This window comes from Cohnella thermotolerans DSM 17683 (genome assembly GCF_000429825.1).
Taxonomy (GTDB): Bacteria; Bacillota; Bacilli; order Paenibacillales; family Paenibacillaceae; genus Cohnella; species Cohnella thermotolerans.
The window spans coordinates 25169-48719 of sequence record NZ_AUCP01000051.1; the positions used below are offsets into that span (position 1 = coordinate 25169).

At 60.9% G+C, this 23551-nt stretch carries 29 protein-coding genes and 2 pseudogenes; 21 read left to right on the plus strand and 10 right to left on the minus strand.

Annotation, left to right across the window (positions count from 1 at the left end):
• The first annotated feature begins 79 nt into the window (after positions 1 to 79).
• From G485_RS26005 to G485_RS26025, 10 genes are all read left to right on the plus strand, one after another.
• Positions 80 to 520, plus strand: a complete 441-nt coding sequence (locus G485_RS26005) for an Hsp20/alpha crystallin family protein (RefSeq protein WP_051318181.1) — start codon at positions 80 to 82, stop codon at positions 518 to 520.
• A 57-nt stretch (positions 521 to 577) separates the two neighbouring features.
• Positions 578 to 802, plus strand: coding sequence for a hypothetical protein (locus tag G485_RS0110785; RefSeq protein WP_027092565.1), 225 nt, complete (start codon positions 578 to 580; stop codon positions 800 to 802).
• Positions 799 to 1194, plus strand: coding sequence for a hypothetical protein (locus G485_RS26010; RefSeq protein ID WP_051318182.1), 396 nt, complete (start codon positions 799 to 801; stop codon positions 1192 to 1194). Before G485_RS0110785 ends, G485_RS26010 begins: the two co-directional genes overlap by 4 nt.
• 6 nt (positions 1195 to 1200) lie before the next feature.
• On the plus strand, positions 1201 to 1482 hold the full coding sequence (locus G485_RS0110795) for a hypothetical protein (protein ID WP_027092566.1): 282 nt from the start codon (positions 1201 to 1203) through the stop codon (positions 1480 to 1482).
• 36 nt (positions 1483 to 1518) lie between these two features.
• Positions 1519 to 1980, plus strand: coding sequence for an Hsp20/alpha crystallin family protein (locus G485_RS0110800; protein WP_027092567.1), 462 nt, complete (start codon positions 1519 to 1521; stop codon positions 1978 to 1980).
• Between the two features lie 85 nt (positions 1981 to 2065).
• The gene (locus tag G485_RS26015; protein WP_205620139.1) at positions 2066 to 2332 is read left to right on the plus strand and encodes a hypothetical protein; all 267 of its coding nucleotides are present in this window, start codon (positions 2066 to 2068) and stop codon (positions 2330 to 2332) included.
• A gap of 35 nt (positions 2333 to 2367) precedes the next feature.
• A complete protein-coding gene (locus G485_RS28335; protein ID WP_027092568.1) occupies positions 2368 to 2904 on the plus strand; it encodes a hypothetical protein in 537 nt (178 codons plus the stop codon).
• A gap of 42 nt (positions 2905 to 2946) precedes the next feature.
• Positions 2947 to 3198 (plus strand): hypothetical protein, encoded by a 252-nt coding sequence (locus G485_RS0110815; protein ID WP_027092569.1) that lies wholly within the window; start codon positions 2947 to 2949, stop codon positions 3196 to 3198.
• A 21-nt stretch (positions 3199 to 3219) separates the two neighbouring features.
• Complete coding sequence (locus tag G485_RS0110820; RefSeq protein WP_027092570.1) at positions 3220 to 3486, plus strand: zinc ribbon domain-containing protein; 267 nt, start codon at positions 3220 to 3222, stop codon at positions 3484 to 3486.
• Between the two features lie 13 nt (positions 3487 to 3499).
• Positions 3500 to 4201: a S1C family serine protease gene (locus G485_RS26025; RefSeq protein ID WP_051318183.1), complete on the plus strand. Its 702-nt coding sequence runs from the start codon at positions 3500 to 3502 to the stop codon at positions 4199 to 4201.
• 69 nt (positions 4202 to 4270) lie between these two features.
• On the opposite strand, the gene G485_RS26030 is transcribed toward G485_RS26025, so the two are convergent.
• The 4 genes from G485_RS26030 to G485_RS0110845 all read right to left on the minus strand — a co-directional run bounded on the left by G485_RS26030 (position 4271) and on the right by G485_RS0110845 (position 9790).
• Complete coding sequence (locus G485_RS26030) at positions 4271 to 5854, minus strand: sugar porter family MFS transporter (protein WP_276203349.1); 1584 nt, start codon at positions 5852 to 5854, stop codon at positions 4271 to 4273.
• A 168-nt stretch (positions 5855 to 6022) separates the two neighbouring features.
• On the minus strand, positions 6023 to 7345 hold the full coding sequence (locus tag G485_RS0110835) for a response regulator transcription factor (RefSeq protein ID WP_027092571.1): 1323 nt from the start codon (positions 7343 to 7345) through the stop codon (positions 6023 to 6025).
• Positions 7320 to 8792, minus strand: a complete 1473-nt coding sequence (locus G485_RS0110840; protein WP_027092572.1) for a sensor histidine kinase — start codon at positions 8790 to 8792, stop codon at positions 7320 to 7322. Before G485_RS0110840 ends, G485_RS0110835 begins: the two co-directional genes overlap by 26 nt.
• Positions 8789 to 9790, minus strand: coding sequence for a substrate-binding domain-containing protein (locus tag G485_RS0110845; protein ID WP_027092573.1), 1002 nt, complete (start codon positions 9788 to 9790; stop codon positions 8789 to 8791). Before G485_RS0110845 ends, G485_RS0110840 begins: the two co-directional genes overlap by 4 nt.
• Before the next feature lie 271 nt (positions 9791 to 10061).
• Between G485_RS0110845 and G485_RS0110850 the strand changes: the two genes are divergently transcribed.
• The 6 genes and pseudogenes from G485_RS0110850 to G485_RS31240 all read left to right on the plus strand — a co-directional run bounded on the left by G485_RS0110850 (position 10062) and on the right by G485_RS31240 (position 16069).
• Positions 10062 to 11222 (plus strand): MFS transporter, encoded by a 1161-nt coding sequence (locus tag G485_RS0110850; RefSeq protein WP_240489123.1) that lies wholly within the window; start codon positions 10062 to 10064, stop codon positions 11220 to 11222.
• 228 nt (positions 11223 to 11450) lie between these two features.
• Positions 11451 to 11897 (plus strand): Fur family transcriptional regulator, encoded by a 447-nt coding sequence (locus tag G485_RS0110855; RefSeq protein ID WP_027092575.1) that lies wholly within the window; start codon positions 11451 to 11453, stop codon positions 11895 to 11897.
• A 342-nt stretch (positions 11898 to 12239) separates the two neighbouring features.
• Entirely contained in the window at positions 12240 to 12965 is a 726-nt protein-coding gene (locus tag G485_RS0110865) for a metal ABC transporter ATP-binding protein (protein WP_035155707.1), read from the plus strand.
• Entirely contained in the window at positions 12899 to 13792 is an 894-nt protein-coding gene (locus G485_RS26035) for a metal ABC transporter permease (RefSeq protein ID WP_051318184.1), read from the plus strand. The genes G485_RS0110865 and G485_RS26035 overlap by 67 nt, the downstream gene beginning before the upstream one ends.
• A gap of 19 nt (positions 13793 to 13811) precedes the next feature.
• Positions 13812 to 14825 (plus strand): metal ABC transporter substrate-binding protein, encoded by a 1014-nt coding sequence (locus tag G485_RS0110875; protein ID WP_027092577.1) that lies wholly within the window; start codon positions 13812 to 13814, stop codon positions 14823 to 14825.
• A 45-nt stretch (positions 14826 to 14870) separates the two neighbouring features.
• Positions 14871 to 16069 (plus strand): annotated as a pseudogene (locus G485_RS31240) (GTP-binding protein).
• Positions 16070 to 16169: 100 nt separating this feature from the next.
• On the opposite strand, the gene G485_RS0110885 reads toward G485_RS31240, so the two are convergent.
• Both G485_RS0110885 and G485_RS0110890 read right to left on the minus strand, forming a co-directional pair.
• A complete protein-coding gene (locus G485_RS0110885) occupies positions 16170 to 17000 on the minus strand; it encodes a 1,4-dihydroxy-6-naphtoate synthase (RefSeq protein WP_027092578.1) in 831 nt (276 codons plus the stop codon).
• Positions 16997 to 17671, minus strand: coding sequence for a futalosine hydrolase (locus G485_RS0110890; RefSeq protein ID WP_027092579.1), 675 nt, complete (start codon positions 17669 to 17671; stop codon positions 16997 to 16999). The genes G485_RS0110885 and G485_RS0110890 overlap by 4 nt, the downstream gene beginning before the upstream one ends.
• 214 nt (positions 17672 to 17885) lie before the next feature.
• Here G485_RS0110890 and fur point away from each other — a divergent pair, with 214 nt between their 5' ends.
• Complete coding sequence (gene fur, locus G485_RS0110895; protein ID WP_156922273.1) at positions 17886 to 18362, plus strand: ferric iron uptake transcriptional regulator; 477 nt, start codon at positions 17886 to 17888, stop codon at positions 18360 to 18362.
• Between the two features lie 72 nt (positions 18363 to 18434).
• Here fur and hxlB read toward each other — a convergent pair whose 3' ends face one another.
• Together hxlB and hxlA are read right to left on the minus strand one after the other, a co-directional pair.
• On the minus strand, positions 18435 to 19028 hold the full coding sequence (gene hxlB / locus G485_RS0110900; RefSeq protein WP_084423252.1) for a 6-phospho-3-hexuloisomerase: 594 nt from the start codon (positions 19026 to 19028) through the stop codon (positions 18435 to 18437).
• A gap of 5 nt (positions 19029 to 19033) precedes the next feature.
• Positions 19034 to 19666 carry a 3-hexulose-6-phosphate synthase gene (gene hxlA, locus G485_RS0110905; RefSeq protein ID WP_027092582.1) on the minus strand — a complete coding sequence of 211 codons (633 nt, stop codon included), beginning with the start codon at positions 19664 to 19666 and terminating at the stop codon, positions 19034 to 19036.
• A 154-nt stretch (positions 19667 to 19820) separates the two neighbouring features.
• Here hxlA and G485_RS0110910 point away from each other — a divergent pair, with 154 nt between their 5' ends.
• The 3 genes from G485_RS0110910 to G485_RS0110920 all read left to right on the plus strand — a co-directional run bounded on the left by G485_RS0110910 (position 19821) and on the right by G485_RS0110920 (position 21186).
• Positions 19821 to 20174 carry a winged helix-turn-helix transcriptional regulator gene (locus G485_RS0110910; protein WP_027092583.1) on the plus strand — a complete coding sequence of 118 codons (354 nt, stop codon included), beginning with the start codon at positions 19821 to 19823 and terminating at the stop codon, positions 20172 to 20174.
• Positions 20175 to 20253: 79 nt separating this feature from the next.
• Complete coding sequence (locus G485_RS0110915) at positions 20254 to 20682, plus strand: MerR family transcriptional regulator (RefSeq protein WP_027092584.1); 429 nt, start codon at positions 20254 to 20256, stop codon at positions 20680 to 20682.
• Between the two features lie 45 nt (positions 20683 to 20727).
• Positions 20728 to 21186: an MFS transporter gene (locus G485_RS0110920; RefSeq protein ID WP_276203350.1), complete on the plus strand. Its 459-nt coding sequence runs from the start codon at positions 20728 to 20730 to the stop codon at positions 21184 to 21186.
• On the opposite strand, the gene G485_RS0110925 is transcribed toward G485_RS0110920, so the two are convergent.
• A complete protein-coding gene (locus G485_RS0110925) occupies positions 21187 to 21933 on the minus strand; it encodes an MBL fold metallo-hydrolase (RefSeq protein WP_027092586.1) in 747 nt (248 codons plus the stop codon).
• Between the two features lie 204 nt (positions 21934 to 22137).
• Here G485_RS0110925 and ssuE point away from each other — a divergent pair, with 204 nt between their 5' ends.
• Positions 22138 to 22689, plus strand: a complete 552-nt coding sequence (gene ssuE / locus G485_RS0110930) for an NADPH-dependent FMN reductase (protein WP_027092587.1) — start codon at positions 22138 to 22140, stop codon at positions 22687 to 22689.
• 332 nt (positions 22690 to 23021) lie between these two features.
• Here ssuE and G485_RS30405 read toward each other — a convergent pair.
• A pseudogene (locus G485_RS30405) lies at positions 23022 to 23551 on the minus strand (hypothetical protein); the annotation flags it as partial.

Here is a 23551-nt window from a genome sequence, read left to right on the forward strand (position 1 = left end):
CATCGTATGCAGACGGGCTTCGTTCCGCTTGTTCGTTCACCGTACATTTATACAAAAACGACGAATGGAGGCGCAGGACATGGATCAGGGAAGGCCGAACGTCCCGAAGGATTTTTACAGCCAGGCCACCGAGGTGCTGGGCGAAGAGTTCTGGCAGGAGCTGGGGGAGCTCCTCCCGAACGCGGGGCCGCGCGTCGACATGTACGAGACGCCTTCCGCCGTCGTCGTCCTTGCCGAATTGCCCGGCCTGCAGTCGCCGGAGCAGGTCCGCGTCCGGCTGTACGGGCAGACGCTCGAACTGGAAGGGGATCTTCCTTGCCCGTACCCCGTGACCGGCAACCGGATTGCGCTCAGCGAACGCTTCTTCGGCCACTTCCGCCGTTCCTTGTCCCTGCCCAAGCCCGTATCTCCGGACGCGATCGCGGCACGCTACGCCAAGGGCTTGCTGATCGTGAATTTGCCGATCGACGGCTCGGACAAACAAACGTCGATTCCGGTCGAATTCGGTCCGTCCGGGTAAAGCCGTCCGTCCGAACGACCGATCAATCCGATGCCGCGCGAAAGGATGTGAGAGACCATGGTGGACATCAGGTTCGGCGAATTCCGGGTCGGCAGCGTCGTCCAATCGTCCGGCATTTTTGCCGGCAGCAACACGCAGTGGAAGATGAAGCATGCGTCCAAGGAAAACCAGGCCTTCGGGACGGTGAACGGACAACAATGCTCGGTTGCAGACGTCGTCGGCGTGCTCGCGGACTTCGACGAGATCGACACCGAGCTGGACGGGAAGCGGCGCGAGCCGTGAAAAACCCGTTTCGGAGAGGCGGGCGCCCGCGGACCGACGACCTGCTTCGCGAGATCCGCGGCCGTATCGAAGAGATCGAATCCCGGTTCGGCCGGATGGAGGAGCGTTTGAAGCGCTCGGAGACGCAGCCGCAAATCCGGATCGACAACGTCCATATCCATCAGCCCGTTCTGGAGAAGCTGGAATTCCGGCTGGACGCGCTCGACATCGAGCAGTTGAGCGGGTCGCTCAATCTGGGCAACAACTTCGGGGCCAAAATGACGGAAGGAAGGGAGGCTGCGCCGAAGCCGCAGCCTCCGTCGTCCCCCCAGGGCGGCAAGACCGATTCCAACCCTTCCCCGGAAGGGCTTCGCCGGACGCCGTCAGGCTTCCGCTGGAATAACCGGAGGTGATCGCAAGTGGCCTCATTCCTGTCGCCGCAATTCGTCATCGGCTCGATCCGCATCGGATCGGTGGAGAACGCGTCCTGCATCAATCTGGGCAACAACTGGCCTTCCGGATTCGAGAGCCACCAGAAGCTCACGCAAGGGTTCGGCTCGGTAAGCGGGGACCGGAACATGGTCGCCGGCATCCGTTCGCTGCTGAACGATTCGGATTTCCTCGACATGCTGAACGTTGCGGACGCCGAAATTCCCGAGTGGCTCCGGGGTATCATTTCCGAACGAGAGCACATAAAGTAGTGCAAGAGTTTATTTACGAGAAGGGCAGTGACGCGGATGAACCGATGGCGTCCTCAGCATTCGGACTGGAGCGACTTCCGGAACGATCTGTTTGAGCAAATCCCTTTTACCGGCAAGGAATGGAATCCGAAGGGCATCGAAAATTTCGTGCACGACACGCTCCGGAACTACATGCCGAAATCCCTTTTCAAGCAGGCCGGCATCTCGTCTTTCCAGTCTTCCGCCGTCGATTACGACGTCTTCGAAACGCACCGCTCCGTCTTCGTCCGATGCCGGCTCCCGGCGGAGGCGCCGCCGAGAAGCCTCCGCTTCTACGTCAACCGGCGGAAGCTGAGGATCGAGAGCGGCGACAGCACCGAGGACATCCCGCTGCCGGCCGACGTCAGCGCGAACCGGACGATCGCGAGATACGAGAACGGGGTCGTCGAGATCCGGCTGCCGAAAGTCGGCGACGCCGAGCCGTTCCAGGAGATATTTATCCGGGATGGAGGCAAATGAACAGGCGTGACGGAAGCCGATGCATATGTGATCTCGACAGGCAGGCGTTAGGCGACGGCATTCAGCCGCATATCGGCAGACCGGTGTGCGCGGTTTTGAAGCGCTGAGCCTCGGGACCAGCCAGCATCCGGACACTTTCGTCTCCTACAAGCGCAATCAGGGCGTCGGCGAACAGAACGGCGATATCTCCCCGATGTTCGTTCCGATCTCCCTGGTGCTCGACTGCGATCTCGTCGACAGTCCCGGCATCAAGGGAAGTCTTCTCTGGCGTAGAACCCATTGGCGCCGGCTGGAGCCGGCGTCGATTTATTTTTACCAGGCAACCGCCGAACGGATGGCGAATAGGGTATAAGCGATAGCCCATTACCCGCGGAGGAGGTCGTCGCTTTGGAATCATCCGGACAGAAAGCGAGCGTCGTGTTTCAGAAGCTCATCGTCAACAACATCGAGAACGCATCGGGCATTTTTATCGGAACGAACCAGGCCTGGGGATGGAGCTCGTACGGCAAAACGAACCAGGGCTTCGGCACCTTGAGCGGGTCGACTCTGTCGCACGCGGTGGGCGTCGTGCACGATCCCGACGTCGTCGACGCCAGCGTTCGCGACGTTCGGAACATCGGCCTGACCGAGGCTCCGAACGCCGCCCAGCAATGCTTCGTCGGGTTCGGGTCCATTCAGGCGAACGCCGTGAACAACGCTTCGGCGATCGACCTGGGGGACAACAAGCAATTGGGATGGCGAACGTCCCGCAAGAGCAATTACGGGAACGGCAAAATGGTCGGCACCAATTCGGTCCGGCAGGTTGCCGCCTTTGCGGTCGACAACGATGCGGTGGACGCGCCGGTAGCGGCGTTAGAGAAATCTGCGGACGCGTCGACGGTCGTCAAAAATATCCGCATCGTTCAAAACACCGATGAGCCGTAATCGGAATACGTATGAACTAGGCGCTTATCGGGGGTGTGAGGCTTGGCTGTATTCATATCGTTGGCAGCAGGAGCCATTAACGTCAATGCGTTGAACAGGGGAAGCTCGATCGCGATCGGGGAAAATTCGCAGCCGGGCTGGACCCAGAACGGCAAAACCAATTTCGGCAACGGCCAGGCGATCGGGGCCAACGTCCAAGCGGGATATATCGCGACCGTTCTCGATAACGACATCATCGACAATCCGCTCGGCGAAGTTCAGCCTTCGGCTTCGCTGCAAAACCAGACGGCATAAGGAAACAGGAGGGAATCACCGATGGGCGAAAAGCCGGAATTGTATCCATGCATCCGCTGCGGGCGAATGCCCGACGAGAAGGACAGATATTGCATCGACTGCGGAGCTCCGGTCCAAAACCGATGTTCGGACGAACCCGGCATTCTCCGCAAGGGATGCACGTTCGTCAATCCGCCGACGGCGGCCTATTGCGCGAAGTGCGGAGAGCCGACGATCTATCAGTTGAACGGCCTTATTCATCCGATGTATCCCGGCGGGAACAAACCGGCGTTTTTGAACTTCAATTAAGGAGTCTTAGGCGATGGGAACCCCTAACGGTCGGCGCAAAAGCGGGAAACTGCGCATCCGCCGGCATTCCGGCGGCGGGTTTGTCCGCTTGTTCCGAAAGGCGCGGAAGGGAGTCGTCTTCATCCGGACGCTCAAGCGGGAGGAGGAGCCGCAGTCTTCGTTTCCGTTTTTTTACACGCCGGCTCCGGAGCCGAAAGAGGTGGTGCTCGGCATCGGAACCGGCATCGTCCTGACCCGGGACGGGTTGATACTGACAAGCGAGCACGTCGTGAACGGAGCGCAGACCATATTCGTCAAGACGTTCGACGGGAAGGTGCATCGCGGCAAGCACGTCTGGGGCGACGCTGAGCAGGATGTCGCGCTGCTCAAGATCGATTCGTCCGTTCCGCTCGCGCCGCTGCCGCTCGGTTCTTCGGGGAAAAGCAAAATCGGCGAAATCGTCATGTCCGTCGGCAACCCGCTGGGGTTGGAAAATTCCATCACGTCGGGGATCATCAGCGGCAAGCACCGCAAGGTGAAAATATCCGAACGGGAGCTGGAAGACATCATTCAGACGGACTGCGCGATCAATCCCGGAAGCAGCGGCGGGCCGCTCATCAACCGGCAAGGGCAAGTGATCGGGATGAACGCTTTTATGGCCAAGAACAAGAACGGCCTCGGCTTCGCGCTGGGCATAGACGGCATCCTGGCCCGCATCAAGCGTTACCTGAAATAGCGAACAAGCCCGCCGATCCGAACGGACCGGCGGGCTTGCCGTTTTGTTTAGAATGGATAAGCTTGACGCTTATTCATTTTGGACGGGTCTCCCCAAAGCTCCTTCGTCGTTCGCAGACGCCGAAGCCTTTATGGCTTGGCCGGCTCTCCGGCTCCACAGTTCTTCCATCTTCTCCAGCGACTTGCCCTTCGTTTCGGGCACGAACAGCCACGTGAAGAGGACCGTGACGAGCGAGAGCGCTCCGAAAATCCAATAGGTGGCGGCGGGTCCTGCCGAGCTGAGCAGCGGCGGGAACGATTGGGATACCGCATAGTCCGCGGCCCACAGCGCCATCGATGCGATGGCCGTCGCCCGTCCCCGAACCCGGTTCGGGAAAATCTCGGCGAGCAGCACCCAGACGACGGGGCCGAGGGATACGGCGAACGCCGCCACGTAAATCAGAATCAGAACGAGCACGAGCGGTCCGGAGATGTTCCCGGTGTTGAAGACGTAGCCGATCAGCGCCAGGCTGACGGTCATGACCGCCGATCCGGCGAGCAGAAGCGCCTTGCGTCCCGCTTTGTCGATAAGCCATATGGACAGAATCGTGAAGACGAAGTTGATGAAGCCGACGAGAATCGTTTGAATGAGCGCAGCGTTCGTTCCGGCGCCGGTCGCCTTCAAAATTTCGGGCGCATAATAAAGGATGGCGTTAATGCCGGTCACCTGCTGCAGAATGGCGATGACGACCCCGACGAAGAGGGCGAACCGGATGCCGGGCTTGAACAGCTCCCGCAGCGAAGCGCGCTGCTCCCGGAACGATTCTTTGATCTCGAGCACTTCCTGCTTGGCGGCCTCTTCGCCGTGAATGCGCAGCAGAATCGCCAGCGCTTCTTCCGGACGGCCTTGCTTGATCAGCCAGCGGGGGCTCTCCGGCACGAAGAAGAGCAGAATCATAAAGATCATTCCCGGGATCGCTCCTACGCCGAACATCCAGCGCCAGGCGGTCGAGACGTCCCAGGCGTCGTTGCCGGCGCCGGCAATGCCCGAGTTGACGAAGTAGGTCAGGAAAATGCCCGTTACGGTCGCGAACTGGTTCAGGGCGACCAGACGTCCGCGGTACCGGGCGGGGGCCATCTCCGCGTTGTAGAGCGGACAAAGCGTCGACGTAATGCCGATGCCCAGCCCCCCGACCATCCGCGCGATGACATAGCCCGCGAACGTCGACGGGAGCGCGGAGCCGATCGAGCCGATGACGAACAGAATGGCTGCGCCGATCAACACTTTTTTTCGGCCGAGACCGTCGCTCAGCCAGCCGGACGCGGCCGCCCCGACGATACAGCCGATGATCAGGCTGGATACCGCCCAGCCGACCTGGACCTCGTTCAGGTCGAATCTGTCCTGCATAAAGCCGATGGCGCCGGACACGACCGCCGTATCGAAACCGAACAAGAGGCCCCCGAGCGCCGCTACGATGGATACCAACGTAACGAACCGCATGTTCGGGCGTTCCGCATGTTCGGGCAAAGTTATTTTTGCTGCCATGACGAAGTTCTCCTTTCGGCATCTTGAAGTGGATGCGCATTCGCTCTCGGAATCCCGTGCCTCGTCCCGACGAGATCGAACCGGGCGGCCGAACGGTCTTCCGGAAATCGTGATAAGTATAGCATCCAACCGGAAGCGCCGAGAGAACGATCGTCTGCACTAATTTGCCTTGTTCCCGCACAATTATTCTTCCGGGGAGCGGCTCGGCGAGCCGCAAGGCCGGAATCGCATTATATTGGCCCCGGAACGCAAAAAAATCCATGCCCGCTCAGGGCACGGATTGGGGATACGGAGGCTTCATTTGAGCTGGGAACGGTATTCCGACGGGGCGACGCCGGTCACTTTCTTGAACACCCGGCTGAAATAGTTCGGATCCTTGTAGCCGACTTCGTAGCAAACTTCCTTCAGGCTCAGCCGGTCCTCTTCAATGAGCTGCTTGGCTTTGTCGATCCGCAGGCCGGTCAGGTAGTCGATAAACGTCTCGCCCACGTGCTGCTTGAACACTTTGCTGAAGTAGAACGGATTCAAGTGGACGTGATCCGCCACTTCCTCGAGCGACAAGTCTTCGGCGAACCGCTGCCGGATGTAGGCCTTCGCCCGTTCGATAACCGACGACGTCTGCTCTTCCCGCATTTCCCGAATCCGCAGGAGAGCGGACATGAGGTAATTGCGCCTGCCGTCCTCTTCGGCTTCGTCGCCGGGAAGCTGCCCCACCTTGCCTTCCTTCAAATCTTCGAACATGATCACCCGTTTGTTCCTGCCGGAAGAGGAGGAGGCGAATACGGCCTCAAAATACGATTGCCGAAGCCCTTCCGCCCCGCTGCGCAGCGTGCCGATGCCTACGGCGAGCTCCGCGTCCGACGGGCCGCCCGCGGCGTCCAGAAGCTTCTCCGCGAAGCGGACGGGCTCTTCTCTCCAGTCCGACGCCTGGGAAGGCTTGCGAACGAACAGCGCCATGTGGTGCTCCAGAATCGAGCTCACGATGCAGTCGGCGTGCGACTTGGCGAATCTCCGGATCGCTTCGAACAGCTCCTTCTTGTGCGGGGACGGGTCGCGGCACAGGAAGGCGACGACGAGGCAGCGGCAATTTTCAAGCGGAAAATCGAGCCATTCCGCCAGCTCATCGGGTCCCGCGTCCAGCACCTGATCGACCATCAGCATCAGCGCCAGCTCGTTCTCCACCAGCGGCTGCAGCGCGGATACTTTGGTTCTCAGCTCGAGCTGCTCGGCCCGCTTGGCCTTCTCCCGGTCCAACTCGTCCACCAGCCTTCGCAGCAGCCCGGCCAGATGCTCGCGGTTCGCCGGCTTCACGATAAACTCCTTGACCCCGAGCGTCATCGCCTCCTGGGCATAGGAGAACGAATCGTACGCCGTGACCAGCACCAATTTGGCGTCGGGCAGCAGGCTCCGGATTTCCTTCAGCGCCTCCAGTCCCTGGATGCCCGGCATTTGAACGTCCATGAGGACGATATGCGGGCGGCGCTCCTCCGCCTGCTCGATCGCCTGCCTTCCATTCTCGGCGTGAATGATCTCGAACGTATCCGGAAGCATTCGGCGGGCGATCCATTCGAGGCCTTCTCTCTCCAGCGCCTCGTCATCCGCGATCAACAAGCGGTACATCGGTTCGTTCCTCCTCTCGGGCCAACGGAACGCGGATCGTGACCGTCGTTCCCCGGCCGGGTTCGCTGCGGATTTGGGCGACGTCTTCGCGTCCGCAGAACAGCTGAAGCCTTCGAAAAACGTTGCGGGTGCCAAGCCCCGCCGAATGCCGGCCCGCAGCGCCGGCGGCATCGGTCTCCGGCTCGAAGGCCATGTCCAGCAAGGCCGCCCGCGTCGCCTCGTCCATGCCGGCCCCGTTGTCCGCGATCTCGACGACGGCGTCCGCGCCCTCCCGCCGGACGGTCAGTCCGATCCAGGCGTCCTTCTCCATCCGTTCGATGCCGTGCACGAACGCGTTCTCCACGAGAGGCTGAATCGTAAGCGACGGGATCGGCGCCGCCAAGGCGGATTCGTCCACGGACGTCTCGAAGCGGACGCGGTTGCGGAAACGGGCCTGTTGAATTTTGACGTATTCCGCCACGTGTCCGAGCTCGTCGCCGAGCGTGACCGGTTCGTCGAACTTCCGAAGCCGGTAGCGGATCAGATTCGACATGGAGACGATGAGGTCGGACGTCTTCTCCGCTCCTTCCAGCAAGGCGAGCTTGGACAGCACGTTCAGCGTGTTGAACAGAAAATGGGGATGAATCTGGCTTTGCAGCGCCCGCAGCTCCAATTCCTTGACGAGCCGGCTTTGCTCCAGCCTCTCCTTGTCCCGCTCGGCGGACGCTTTGAGCGAAGCCAGCATTTGCCCCAGGGCGCGGGACAGCGTTCCCAACTCGTCCTTTGCAGGCGGAGGAAGCGGAGGCAGTTCGTCGGAAGACCGCCCTTCGGACACGAGCTCCGCCGCCTTGACGAGTCTCCCGACAGGTTCGGTCACGCTGCGCGAAATCCAGAACGCGAGCCCGGCGCCGAGCAGCGTTTGAACGACGATGACGGCGGCGCCAAGCCGATTCATCCGGGCGTTCTCTTCCTGAATCCGACGGAAAACGGCCTGATCGTTCTCCAGTTCGAGATCGACGAGCCGCTGCCCCTCCTCGCGGATGAAGCCCGCCGTTTTCTCCGCGGATTCGTACAAGGCCAGCGCCTCCGACGGGGAAGAAGCCGCCGATTGGGCGGCGCTTTCCTTCTCGGCGAGCGTATCGAGCAGGCGGAGGTACCCCTCGGCGGCGGATGCGAGGGACGAGGTCATGCCCGCTTGTGTCAGCGCCTCCCGGCGCAGCTTGAGCTCTTTGCGCCAGCGTTCGGCTTCGGCCCGATTGTCCGCTCCCGGATCGAGCAGATAGGCGTAAAGCGCCTGCAGCGACTGATCGGCGGTTTGCGCGGATTGTTTGAACGACAATACCCGGTCCATCATCCGGTCGTAGCCGACCTGCACGATGGATGAGCTGCGGAAGAGAAAAAAGGTGACGGTATTGGCGAGCAGAACGAGCAGCGGGATGACGAGCAGAAGTTTCCTGCGGATCGTCATCGGCAATCCGCTCCCGATGCGCCGCCGCCGTCTGCGAGAGCGCTCCGGTCCAGAACGGTCGTCCCGGTATAATGAACCTTACCGATCCGTTCGCCTTGAAAATAGGCATGCAAAAGCGCGACGGCTTCTTCACCCATCTCGACCGGGCTTTGGACGAGCGTCGCTTTGATCCGGCACTGGCGGATCTCCTGCCGCGTGCTCTCCAGGTCATCGAACGCGAACACGGCGGGGCTTGCGGCTTGCTGCCGCTGCACCGCCTCGGCGATGCCGGGCCCGTCGAGCGCGCTGAAGCCGACGATCGCGCGCAGACCGGGACGTTCTCGCAGCATGTCCTCCGCCTCCTTGGCGGCTTGGAGGCGGGAGATGTTGGAGATGCGAACGTCGGCGACGGCGAGCCCGGGGTATCGGTCGATGACGCTCCGGAACCCCTCGAGCCGAAGCTTCTGGTTGACGGCTTCGCTCCCGAGCACAACGCCGATCCGGCCGGTGCCGCCGATCGTCTGCGCGACGAGCCGGCCCATCCGCTCGCCCGCGAGCTTGTTGTCCGTCCCGACATAGGCGATGCGGGCGCTGTTCGGCTCGTCCGCATCCACGGTAATGACGGGGATGCCTTGAGCGGACGCCCGGTCGATCAAGGCGGCGTACGACGGCTCGTTCAGCCCTTGCACGAGCACGGCGTCGAAGCGTTCGGCGATCGCTTTTTCCAGCAGCCTGCTCTGTTCCTGCGGATCGATCCGCCTTGGCCCCCCGTATTCGATGGTCATGCCGTATCGCCCGGCCGAGGCGCGGGCTCCCGATTCGACGGATCTCCAGAAGGGGTTGTCCAACTCCTGGGAGATGAGCGCGACGCGGCGGCGCTGGGGCTCCTCCGGATGGGCCGGCTCCAGCTCTCCGGCGAGCTTGCGAATATGCACGGCGGTTGAAGCGAAGCCCGCAAGCAGCCCTAGAAACGCCAAGGCGAGAACGGCCAGCCCTGCATTCCACATCCATTTCGACAAATGGTTCTTCTCCTTACGTTCGTCTTGGGCTCCGATCGGGCCCGATATATTAAATATAACCCGTGTCAAGGAGGTTTGCGAATCGGCGCGTCGGATCGAGCGGAATCGGCTTCTTCATGCTACAATGAACGGAAGATCGTCCCGCCTAACGCTGCTGAAGAGCAGGAGCGTCGGGGCGGTCGCACGCATCGCCGTGGGAGAACGGTGGAAGGGATATGGGGAGAAAAAAATGATCGGAGACCATGCTCAAGCAACACAAGGGAAATCCGGCTTGTCAAAAGGATTGCTGACGCTCATGGCCGTCGCGGCCGGCATGGCGGTGGCCAACTTGTATTACAATCAGCCGCTGCTGGCGGATATCGGACGTTCGTTCGGCGCCCCGCCGGACGAGGCGGGGATGATCTCCACGTGTACGCAAATCGGCTACGCGCTCGGCATGTTCCTGTTCGTGCCGCTGGGCGACATCAAGGAGCGCAGAAGCCTCATTTCCGTTCTGCTCGCATTAGTATGCCTCTCCTTGATCGGAGTCGCCGCGGCGCAAAATTTGACCTGGATGTACGTCGCCAGCTTCGCCGTCGGCATGACGACGATCGTTCCGCAAATTCTGGTGCCGATGGCGGCTACGCTGTCCGACCCGGGGGAACAGGGGAAAGCGGTAGGCACGGTGATGAGCGGTCTGCTGCTGGGCATTCTATTAACGAGAACGGTGTCGGGGCTCATCGGCGGCACCTGGGGCTGGCGCGTCATGTATTGGATCGCCGCCGGCGCGATGCTTGTCTTGCTCGCGGTGCTGCGGATCAAGCTGCCGCCGAACCGGCCGGAGGCGGCGCTTAGCTACGGCCGGCTTCTGTCTTCGATGGGGCGTCTCGTGCTCAAGCATGCCACGCTGCGCGAATCCGCTCTGATCGGGGGGGCGAATTTCGCGGCCTTCAGCATTTTCTGGACGGCGCTGTCGTTCTATGTGGAGGGAGCGCCGTACCATTATAGCAGCCGGATTGCCGGGCTGTTCGGCCTGATCGGGGCGGCCGGCGCGCTCGGGGCCCCGCTCGTCGGAAGGCTGGCGGACCGGTTCCGCATCTCTCGCCTGATCGGGGCGCTGATCGTGCTGAACTTGTTGTCGTATTTGCTGTTCGGCGCGCTCGGCGGCTATTTGGCGGCGCTGATCGCCGGCGTCGTCCTGCTCGATCTGGGCGTGCAAGGAGCGCAGGTGGCCAACCAGACGCGGATTTACGCGCTTGACCCGCCGGCAAGAAGCCGGCTGAATACGGTTCAGATGGTCACGACTTTCCTCGGCGGCGCGCTCGGCTCGTGGCTCGGCAGCTACGCCTGGCATCTTTGGGGCTGGCGCGGCGTCTGCCTGGCCGGGGGCGGTTCGGTGCTGTTCGGCTTCGCCGTCTGGCTGGCGCATCGTGGACGCCGGGCGGCGGGATAAACGGAGCAGGGCGGCAAGCCGGTCCGGCGGAAGGAGGGGCGTCTGGCTGACGGGGGGCGGAGGGCTCGAACGGTACGGCTCGGGATTGCCCCGGCGGGCCGCTTGCTTGCCGGATCGTAAGGATAACTGGTATGATAGTTAATGTAGATTAAGACGCTCCGGACGGCACGAACGGGCTTCCTTGCCCGTTCCGTAGGCCGACTTCACAGTGAAGGGAGGGGGACAGCGATGGCGGATTCGGACAAAGCTCAGGAAATGCTGGCGATTATGGCCCGAAACGGTTGGCGGATTACCGACCAGCGCCGAACGCTCGCCCAAATTTTCGCGTCCACGGACGGCTATTTATCTCCCAAGGACGTCTACGATCAATTGACCGCCAAATATCCGAGCGTCAGCTTCGACACCGTCTACCGCAATTTGCGGATGATGAGCGAGATGGGCGTTCTGGAGCAATTTTATTTCATGGAAGGCGGGCTGAAGTTCAAGTCCTCCTGCCTCGACCATCATCATCACCATTTGATCTGCATGAATTGCGAGAAGACGCTCACCTTCGACTTCTGTCCGATGAAGGAATCTCTTCATTTGCCCGGCCATTACAAAATCGTCAACCACCGCTTCGAAATTTACGGCATCTGCGAGGAATGCCAGCACGAGGCTGCGGTTCCGGGGCCATGACGTTCCAGCTTCGCTATTCGATCCGGCGGCCGGTCTTCGGCCGCTTGCGATTCCCGTCTCGGGGCGGCCCGTCGCCGTCGCCTGCGACGGGAATTTTTATTTTCCCTTGGCGGGCGTATTGACGAATGGGGAATTCGAGCAATGAGGTTGCTCTATCGGCGGTAGTTGCGCGCTGCAAGCCGCTATCGTCGGGTTACAGCGCGAGTTGGGCGACGGCAAAGAGCTGGCGACAATTTTCCCAATCTCTGAGTTGAGGGGATAAGCCCTTATGCGCAGTCTTAAATCGTAATAATTACATATAACCGCAACAAAATTTTACCCGCTGCTAAGGAGGAGAATCGAATGCTGCTGGCCTCGATGAAGGATGTGACGTTCGGCTACTCGGACGTCCCCTGCCTGGTAGATGTGAACCTCGACATCCTGCAAGGGGAGTTTGCGGCGATCGCCGGACCGAACGGGGCGTCCAAAACGACGCTGCTCAAGCTGCTGCTCGGTCTGCTCAAGCCGTGGAAGGGCGAGGTGTCGCTGCTGAGCGAAAGGGATAGTGGGAGGGGCAAGCGGAAGGTCGGTTACGTCCCGCAACAGATCGCCGCGTTCAACGCCGGCTTTCCCAGCACGGCGGAGGAGTTCGTCCGGTCGGGCCGGTTTGCGGCGCAAGGCTCCTGGTTCCGCAAGCTCCGCGGCGAAGACCGGGAGTGGACGGAACTCGCGCTCAAGCAAGTCGGCATGTGGGAGCAGCGCAGCCGCCGGATCGGCGAGCTGTCGGGCGGCCAGAAGCAGCGCGTCTGCATTGCCCGGGCGCTCGCCATGGAGCCGGATTTGCTCGTCCTGGACGAACCCGTGACGGGAATGGACGAGGCGAGCCGCAACGGCTTTTACGAACTGATGGACCGTCAAGTCCGGAAGCACGGAACAACGGTGGTCATGGTCACGCACCATTTGCCCGAGGCGCGCCCCTATCTGGATCGCATCATCGAATTGGAGCGAAAGGAGAACGGAGGATGGAAATGCTGCACTACGACTTCATGCAGAGGGCATTTTGCGCCGGCGCGCTCATCGCGCTTGTAGCGCCGGTGCTGGGCGTATACCTGCTGCTCCGAAGGCAAGCTCTGATGGCCGATATGCTGTCGCACGTCTCGCTGGCCGGCATCGCGGCAGGCGCCTATCTGGGCGCGAACCCGACGGCAACGGGATTTGCCGTAGCCGTCGCGGGGGCGATCGTCGTCGAGTACGTGCGCCGCTTCTACAAAACGTACGGCGAAATATCGGTCGCGATCCTCATGATCGGGGGATTGTCGTCCGCCGCGATCCTGATGGGGCTGAACAAAAGCTTGAACCAGAGCGTGTCGTCCTATCTGTTCGGCTCCGTCGTCGCCGTCGATCGCACGGAACTGGTCCTGCTTTTCTCCGTCGTGCTGGCGGGCGCCGTTTTCTTCTACGTGCTGCGGAGGCCGCTGTACCAGATCGCGTTCGACGAAGAGACGGCGGCGACGAACGGCCTTCCCGTGAAAGGGCTGTCGCTCGCGTTCAGCCTCCTCACCGGCATGGTCGTATCGTCGGCGATGCCGGTCGTCGGCGTGCTGCTCGTCTCCGCGCTGATCGTGCTGCCCGCGTCGCTGGCGATCCGGGTCGCGCCCAGCTTCGCCGCCGCACTCTGGATGGCGATGGGCGTCGGGTTGGTCGGCGTCTTCACCGGGCTGACCGCCTCGTACGAGCTGAGCACGCCGCCCGGCGGCACGATCGCGCTGACGCTGCTTCTGCTCCTGCTCGCGGGCGTCCTGTCGAAGAAAGCGTACGCCAGGCTTGCGCAGCGAAACCAACCGCAGCTTGATAAAGCGGAGGCCGCGGCCATCGGTCCGGCAGCCGGCTTTTCCAATCATACAACCCTTCATTGAATAAGGAGGATCCAACCCTATGAAAACGAAATGGGCAAAACCCGCGCTGCTCCTGGCAGCGGCGGCAACAATGCTGGCGGGGTGCGGCTCCGGCGCCGGGAACGGAGCGAATTCGTCCGCAAGTCCGGCTGCTGGTGCAGCTGCCAGTGCGGCTGCCGGTCCGGAATCGTCGGGCGGCAGCAAGCTGAAGGTCGTCGCGACCTTTTATCCGATGTACGAGTTCAGCCGGCAGGTCGCCGGGGACCATGCGGACGTCGTCGGCCTCATTCCGGCCGGCGCGGAGCCGCACGATTGGGAGCCGAGCGCGAAGGATATGGCGCAAATCGGCGAAGCCGACCTGTTCGTCTATAACGGCATCGTCGAGGACTGGGCGGAACAGGCGCTGGCAAGCGTGGCGAACCCCGACCGGGTCGTCGTCAAAGCGATCGACGGCATTGAGCTGCAGGAAGGCATTCCCGAGGAGGAAGAGGGCGAAGCCCATTCCGACGAACACGCCGGCGACGAGCATACGCTCGACCCGCACGTCTGGCTCGATCCCGTACTGGCCAAGCGGGAGGTTGAAAATATCGAAGCCGCGTTCATCCAGGCCGATCCGGCGCACGAGAACGATTACAAGGCGAACGCCGACGCGTATATCGCGAAGCTCGATGAACTCGATCAGGCGTACAGGGACGGGTTGAAGGACGTCAAGCGCAAAGATTTCGTCACGCAGCATGCGGCGTTCGGCTACTTGGCCAAGGAGTACGGTTTGACGCAAATTCCGATCGCGGGGCTGTCTCCCGAGCAGGAGCCGTCTCCCGCCCGGATGGCCGAGGTCGTGAAGCAGGCGAAAGAGATGAACATTCGCACGATTTTCTTCGAGACGCTCGTCGATCCGAAGATCGCGGACACGATCGCGAAGGAAGTCGGAGCGAAGACGGACGTGCTGAACCCGCTCGAGGGTCTGACTGACGAAGATAAGCAGAACAATCTGGACTACATCGGCATCATGCAAAACAATCTGGCCGCGCTGCAGAAAGCATTAAACGAATAGGCGTCCACAAAAATCGTAATTATTACGCAGAAGGAGGAACGAAGATTGAATCGAAAAATACCGGTTACGGTGCTTAGCGGCTATTTGGGGGCGGGCAAGACGACGATTTTGAACCATGTGCTGCGCAACCGCAACGGTCTGAAGGCGGCCGTCATCGTCAACGACCTGAGCGAGGTCAACGTAGACGCCGAGCTCGTTCGCGACGGCGGCGGGCTGTCCCGGACGAACGAGAAGCTGGTCGAGATGTCGAACGGATGCATCTGCTGCACGTTACGGGAGGATCTGCTCAAGGAAGTGGAGCGGTTGGCCCTCGAAGGGCGCTTCGATTATATTCTGATCGAATCGACGGGAGTGGGCGAGCCGGTTCCGGTCGCCCAGACATTCAGTTATATCGACGAGGAGTTGGGCATCGACCTGACGAAGTTTTGCAGGCTAGACACGATGGTGACGGTCGTCGACGCCAACCGTTTCTGGCACATTACGCTTCCGGCGAGACGCTGCTTGACCGCGGCCAGGCGACGGGGGAGGGCGATACCCGGGAAGTGGTCGATCTGCTTATCGATCAGATCGAGTTTTGCGACGTGCTGATCCTGAACAAATGCGATAAGGTGACAGCGGAAGCTTTGGACGAGCTGGAACGCGTGCTCCGGGCGCTTCAGCCGAGGGCCCGATTCATCCGAACCGTCAACGGAGCGGTCGATCCGGCGGCGATTCTGAACACCGGCCTGTTCGACTTCGAACAGGCGAGCCGTTCGGCGGGCTGGATTCAGGAGCTGGAAAAACCCCAGCACACGCCGGAAACCGAGGAATACGGCATCTCGTCGTTCGTCTACGAACGGATTCGCCCGTTTCATCCCGGCCGGCTGATGGCCTGGATGTCGGAGTGGCCGGCCGAGATCGTCCGGGCCAAAGGCACGCTGTGGCTCGCGACGCGCAACGATGTCGCCAAAAGCTTCAGCCAGGCGGGCCCTTCCATTCAGATGGGGCCGAGCGGCTACTGGATTGCGGCGCTGCCCGAGCGCGAGCGGCGGGAGCTGTTCCGCGAAGAGCCGGAACTGGAGAAAAGTTGGCACCCCTTGTACGGGGATCGGATCAACAAGCTCGTGCTTATCGGCATCGGGATGAACCGGACCGTACTGGAGGCGGAACTGGACGCCTGCCTGCTGACGGAGGCGGAGCTGTCCGCGGACTGGAGCCGCTTCGCGGATCCGTTCCCGAATGCGGCGATGGAGGAACTGGCTTAAAGCCGTCGATAATAGCACGTAAAAAAACTTCGGCCTTTCCCGCGCTGCAGAGCGCCGGAAAGGCCGAAGGCGGTTTTGGCGACCCCGGATGCTCGCCCGTTTAGCGGAGCAGCTTCGGATCGACCGGGGGAACGAGGTTTTCCTTGGCGGCGCGAACGAGCAGCGCTTCGATCGCCGCGAACCCGTCGTCGCCGAGATTCTCGGTAAACTCGTTCACGTACAGGTCGATATGCTGCTTCGCCACGTCGGGCGACATCTCCTGGGCGTGGCTGAGCACGTAAGATTGCGATTGCTCCGGATGCGCCCAAGCGTAGCGAACGGAGGCTCGCGTCCAGTCCGCGATCGCCTTCGCATCGAGCGTCCGTTTGGCGATAATGGCGCCAAGAGGAATCGGCAACCCGGTGTCCTGCTCCCACCAGCTGCCCATGTCGGCCATCATCGACAAGCCGTACGACGGGTAGGTGAAGCGGGCTTCGTGAATGACGAGCCCCGCGTCGATGCGGCCGTCGCGCACGGCCGGCATAATCTCGTGGAACGGCATGACGACGATCTCGCCCACGCCGCCGGGGACGTTCTGCGCCGCCCAGAGCCGGAACAGCAAGTAGGCGGTCGAGCGTTCGCTCGGCACGGCCACCCGCTTGCCGGAGAGGGAGGCGGGATCCCGCGAATCCGACAGCGTCAGCACGAGCGGACCGCAGCCTCTTCCGAGCGCGCCTCCGCACGGGATGAGCGCGTAATCCTTGAGCACCCAGGGCAGCGCCGCATAGGAAATTTTAAGCACTTCCGGACCGATGCCGTCGGCGGCCCAATGATTCGTTACGTCGATATCGGCGTAGGAGACGTTCAGTTCCGGAGCACCGGGGATAAGACCATGCACCCAGGCATGGAAAACGAAAGTGTCGTTCGGGCAAGGCGAGAATGCGATATTCATCGGATAACCTCCTTCAGGTTCGAAAAAGCGGCTTCCAGCGCGCGCAGAGCTTCGGGAATTTTCCAGGCGGAGCGGTCGCGGGGGCCGACCGGATTGGACACGGCGCGAAGCTCCATCGCCGGAACGCCGAACCGTTCGGCGGCGACGGCGACGCCGTACCCCTCCATCCCTTCGGCGGACGCTCCCGGTACCCGACGGGCAAGCCTCGCGGCGCTCTCTGCCGTGCCGGTAACGGTCGACAGCGTGAGAATCGGGCCGGCCACGGCCGGCCATCCCGCCGCCGCGAGCGTCTCCGTCCACTGCCGGACGAGCTCCGCGTCCGTGCGGACAGCGGCGGAGCCAAAGCCGAGCTCGTCCACGCTGGCGAAGCCGTCCGGCGTCTCGGCGCCCAGATCGGCGGCGACGATCTCGCTGGCCACGACCAGCGAGCCGATCTCCGCCCGCCCGGCGAAGCCGCCGCCGATGCCGGCGCTGACGACGAGCCGATAGCCGCCGGAACCGCCGCCGGCCGCCAGGGCGGCGGCGGTATTCGCAGCGGCCGCGGCCGGACCGACGCCTGCAAGCCGCACATCAAACCGCTCAGCCCCTCCGAGCCCCCGGAGAACCGCCTCCCGCTCGGCTTCGACGGCCGTCATGACAAGCACGCGTTTGCCTATGTCGGATTGTTGCATCATACGAATAAGGTCATCTCCTTCTCCTATCTATCCTATCAGATTTCCCGATCCAATCCCAAGCTGCACCTCAAACGGCACTCCAAGCGACAAAACCTTTGCGTCTTCGGACCGAATCGGTTAAAATTAGATTAGAATTATTCTAAACAAGGTTTCAGCCGGCGACGAGCTGCCTTGCGTCCATAAAGCCAGAGAGGCGGGTGAGTCCGTGACGATCGCGGAGCATATCGACAAGATCAACCGGCAGTTGTTGAATAAAGGCTACAAGCTGACGCCTCAGCGCGAAGCGACGCTTCGGGTGCTGCTCGAGAACGAGAAGGACCATCTGAACGCCGAGGAAGTCTATCTGCTCGTTAAACATAAGTATCCGAACATCGGGCTGGCTACGGTGTACCGTTCGCTGGAGCTGCTCAGCGAGCTGCATATCGTCGAGAAGATCAACTTCGGCGACGGCGGAGCCCGCTTCGATTTGCGAAGCGACGATCAGCCGCATATGCATCACCACCTGATCTGCACGCGCTGCGGCAAAGTCGAGGAGATCAAGGAAGACTGGCTGCTTCCGATGGAGAAGCGGATCGAGCGGGAATTCGGCTTCAAGGTGAGCGACCACCGGCTCGATTTTCACGGCGTATGCCGGGAATGCAACGCTTTGGAGCTCGAAAAATCACGCAAAGCCAAAGCCGTGTCCTAAGCGAAAGATGGGGCTGCCCAAGGTTTTCGACCTTGAGGCAACCCCATCTTTTTGTACCGGATAATCGAACGTTTATTCCAAATTCGCGTGCCGGCCGAACATGATCGAAGCGTCCGTGTTCAGCGCATCCATCGCTTCAAGCACAATGGCGTCGCAGGCGATCAGCAGCGTCTGCTCGAAGAGCGAGCCCATCGGCTGGACGCCGACGGCGCCTTCGCCCGTCTGCTCCTTCGCCGACGCGGGAATCGTCGCGACGATGTCGGCCAGCCGCCCGAGCGTCGAATCGGGCGTGACCGTCAGCAGGGCGACGGCTGCGCCCAGCTTCTTCGCCTTTTCGGCCATGGCGACGACAGTGCGCGTCTCCCCGGAACCGGAGGCGACGATCAGCAGGTCGCCGGAGCCGATGCCCGGCGTGACCGTCTCGCCGACGACATAAGCCCGCATGCCCAGATGCATGAGCCGCATCGCGAACGCCCGCATCATGAGCCCGGATCGGCCGGCGCCGGCGACGAAAATCTGTTCCGCCTCCAGCAGCCGCCCGGCCAGCTTGCCCAAATCTTCCGCGTTCATCGCGCTCAGCGTGCGCCCCAGTTCGTTCACGATGCCGCCGGCTCGCGCCGCAATTCCGCTCCCTTTTCCGAAGCCGGTCTTGATCCCGCTCTCCATACGCCTTACCCTTGCTTCACCAGTTCGCGCATTTTGGCGGCCACGGAACGTTTGTCCTCCGCTCCGGTGATGCCTCCGCCGACGATGACGAGATCGGGAGCGGCTGCAACCACTTGCGGCAGCGTGTCCAGCTTGATGCCGCCGGCGATCGCGGTTTTGGCGTTGCGGACGACGCGTTTGATCGTCGCCAAGTCTGCGAAGGAATTGATTCCTGCAGCTTGGTGATCATAGCCGGAGTGCACGCAAATGTAGTCTACTCCGAAGCTATCGATTTCACGGGCGCGAGTCTCCAGGTCTTTGACGTTGATCATGTCGACCATGATCTTCTTGTTGCGCTTGCGGGCTTCCTCGACCGCACCGCGAATGGTGGAGTCGTCGGACACTCCTAGCACGGTAATAATGTCGGCGCCGGCTTCGGACGCCTTCATCACTTCGTAGCCGCCGGCGTCCATAATTTTCAAATCGGCCAGCACTTTCAGATTCGGGAAAGCTTCCTTGATCGCCTTCACGGCGTGAAGCCCTTCGTTAATGACGACGGGCGTGCCGATTTCGACGATGTCGATATAAGGTTCCACTTCTTGAACGACTTGCTTTGCTTCCGGTATATTCACCAGGTCGAGCGCCAATTGCAGCTCCATTCGACTCATTCCTCCATAAGATTCGGTTGTCATCGTCCGATGCAAGCCTTATTCTATAATCAAAGTTTCCGTGAAGGAAGTACGCACTTTGGCGTGACGTAGTTACCGTAAGGATACTATTGGACGGCCGCTAGGCCCGAAGGAGGAACAACGCATGGCTACGGTGTTGAAGGAACGCATCAATCTAAAGGAGATCAACTGCGAGAAGGAATTGACGCTCGCGGTCATCGGCGGCAAGTGGAAGCTGATTATTCTTTGGCATCTCGGATTGGAGGGAACGAAGCGGTTCAGCGAGCTCAAGAAGCTCATTCCGTCGATTACCCAGAAAATGCTGACGAACCAGCTCCGGGAACTGGAAGACGACAAGCTCGTCCGCCGCAAGGTGTACGCCGAAGTTCCGCCTAGGGTCGAATATTCGCTTACCGAATACGGAGAGAGCCTGATGCCCATTCTGAAGCTGATGTACAAATGGGGCAAGGACTATGGGGAACAGGTCGTCTGGAAATGAAAACTTGGAAATTTGACGTTGACGTTAAGGTTAATTCATTTTAACATAAAATAGACTAGAAACGTTTGGGAGGGGCGTCATGGCGTTGTACAAAATCGACGATGTCGCCAAGCAATGCGGGCTGACGAAGCGCACCATCCGCTACTACGAGGAGATCGGGCTGCTGCCGGCGCCCCAGCGAAGCGAAGGCGGAACGAGGCTTTATACGGACGAGCACATCGCGACGCTGAACAAACTCATTCGGGCACGGGATTCGCTCGGTTTTACTTTGCAGGAGCTGCAACGCTACTTGATCGTCTCCGATATATTGGAAGGCAAGCGGCAAACCTATAGGGAAATGACGGAATCGCTGACGCCGGAAGAACGCAAGGAGAAGCTTCTCGACATGGAGGAGGCGCTGGATAAGCAGCTGGATCTGATCGAGACGAAGCTGAGCAACATTATGACGATCAAGGGCGAGCTCGAAGAACTGAAGACGCGCATTCGCAAAAGGCTGGAAACCCTCTAGCCCGCCGGAAGCCCGTCTCCGGTTCGCCCGGCGCAGCGGACGTCCATCGCCAGACCGCACAGACTCGGCTTATTCGCCGTTATGATCGTGCTTCCGCGCCCGTTGATCGGCAAGCTATTCGACCGTTACGGCGAGCATGTACTCGCTTATCCGGGCATCGGCTTATTTATCGCCGGCATGCTGCTGCTGAGCGCGGCGCATTCGGACTACGTTCTGCTCCTCTCCGGGGCGATCATCGGACTCGGGCACGGCGCGCTGATCCCGTGCTTTCAGACCGTTGCGCTTCGCTCGGCTCCGGGCGGCCGCAGCGGTCTGGCGACGGGCACGTTCTTCCTTCTGTTCGATCTCGGCTACGGGATCGGCTCCTATGCACTCGGCATCGTGGCGGAGCATGTCGACTATGCGGCCATGTACCGGCTCGCGGCGCTGATCGTCCTTCTGTCCGCCGCCGTCTACTATGTCCTTCACCATCGGGTCAAGGCCAGAGCGGAACGGACGGCGTAATCAGTCTTGCTTCGGGCCGGAGGCGGCCAATTGGGCGATTGTGCGGTTCGGGCCGTCCTCGAAAACACCCCCGTGATAGCAGACGACCTTCCGGATATCGAAGGCGGCCAGCTTGGCTAGCGACCGGATCGCTTCATCCATGTCCGGCGTCACCGGCGGGTTCGGGCCTTGCAATTGTCCCTGCCGCATGACCATGGCGTCGCCCGCGATCAGCGTTTGGCTGGCCGTGTGGTACAGGCTGATGTGGCCCGGAGTGTGGCCGGGCGTATGAATGACGGTGACGCCGCCGCCGAACGGCAGCGTATCGCCGTCCTGGAGCGCATGGCTCACGATTTTCGCTCCAGGCGCGTAGTAGCGTTCGAACTGCTCCGCCGTTTGGGGCGGCAGCGACTGCAGCAGCCCGGCCCGTTGGTCCGGCGTGAATTTGATCAGCGGGAGCTCGCCTTCGATGTAAGGCTTATCCGCCGCGTGGGCGTACACCTCGACCGCATGCGCGCCCGCGATCTGAGGGAGACTGCCTATATGGTCGATATCCTGATGCGTCAGGACGACGGCGGACAGCCGGTCGACCGCAAAGCCGGCCTTGGCGATTTGCTCGGCGATCGACGGCAACATGCCGGGCATGCCCGTGTCGACAAGAACGAGCGAGTTCTCGTCCCACAGCAAGGTCGGGTGAATCGTCATGACCCGGTTATCCGGCATCGGGATGCTGATCGGCAAAATTTCAATTCCCGATTTGGCATGCATGGCAGCGTCTCCTTATTGTTTTACTTCTAAGATAATTCCATTTTGACACATCGCTTTGCGTTTGCAACGTATTATAGCACAATCGAATTTGTTTGGAAGCGTTATCCAAAGTTGACGGTCCTAGAAAAATGCGGTTATAATGAAAGGAATTCCGAGTTTTCGAATCGGATATAAACGGAACGGTAGAAAAGGAACGTGATCCTTATGGCCAAAATCGTTATTCTGCAAGGCAGTCCCTCTGTGAAATCCAGGCTTCACGGCGTATTGGACCGGGTGCGCGCGCAAATCGCCTCCTCCGGTATCGAAGCTTCCGTCATTGCCGTCCGCGATCTTCCGGCGGAGGACTTGCTTCACGCCCGCTTCGACAGCGAGGCGATCCAAGCGGCCAACCGCTTGGTCGAAGAAGCGGACGCCGTCATTGTCGCGACCCCGGTGTACAAAGCGTCCTTCCCGGGCGTTCTGAAAGCCTACATCGACCTGCTCCCGCAGAAAGGGCTGCAAAACAAGATCGTATTGCCGATCGCCATCGGCGGAACGATCGCCCATTTGCTGTCGATCGACTTCGCGATGAAGCCGGTGCTGTCCACGATGGCTCCGCGCAACATTCTCGCCGGCGTGTTCGTTCTCGACTCCCAGGTGCAGTGGAACGAAGACGGCTCGGCCGCTATTGCCGACGACATCGCTTCCCGGCTGGACGAATCGGTAGCCCTGCTGCTCCAGGAAGTCAACTGGCAAACGAACAAAGCCAACGTCTAAAGGCAGAGTAAGGGGTCCGCGCGACCGCATAAGGAGCAGGCCCCTTTTTCGCACTCCCCTCCCATTATCCCTTCGCCTCAGGCGGGTCCCCGACCCACTCCGTTTTTTGTCCACTCCTCCCATTATCCCCTTGCCTCAGGCCGTAGTCCCAGTATAGTTTAGCTGGTGTCATTATCCCCACGGTTCAGGGAGACAGCCGTAGAACCTCGTGATTCTCTCAAGCATGCCATTATCCCCTTAGTTCAGGAACGAAAAACTGCCAAAATACCGAATGTTGTACGACAGAGTTCAAAGGGCGATTGGTGATTAGGTGATTATAGAAAAGGAAATTTTCACGCCCCCCAAGCGCTGAAGTGCCGAGCCTTCCATTTCGCCCTGCTGCCCCACAAGCGCCAGGGAACGGGGAGCACCGGCTTGTCCCGCGTCAGCTCTTTGTAAATCAGCACCGGCGTCGAAGCGCACCAGCCAAGCAGCTCGCCGAACACGGGCGCCGTGCGCAGCTTCAGATTGACCCGGAAGCAGAATTCGTCCAGGTACGCCTGCAAATGCTTCGCTCCAATGCCGTTAAAGGTGGTGTTCAGCCAACCGCATACGTCCCATTTGAGCATCAGCAGAATCCAGGGCGATTGGCTATAGAGCCCGCCGACCGAAACGTTCTTCCCGTCGGTATGCTGCCGGACGAACGCTTCGGTTCCCCTTTTGCCAATGATGCGCTGCTCGTTGTCGACATGGCTGGGATGGGGCTGCTTCATTTTCACCTGCTCGGGTACGCTCTCCTCCTTGAACGATCCGCCGATCAAAAGCGGCTGCTGACCGTCCGGATACAAGACGGAACCGTAGTGGAAAGGCTCCACCCGCACGT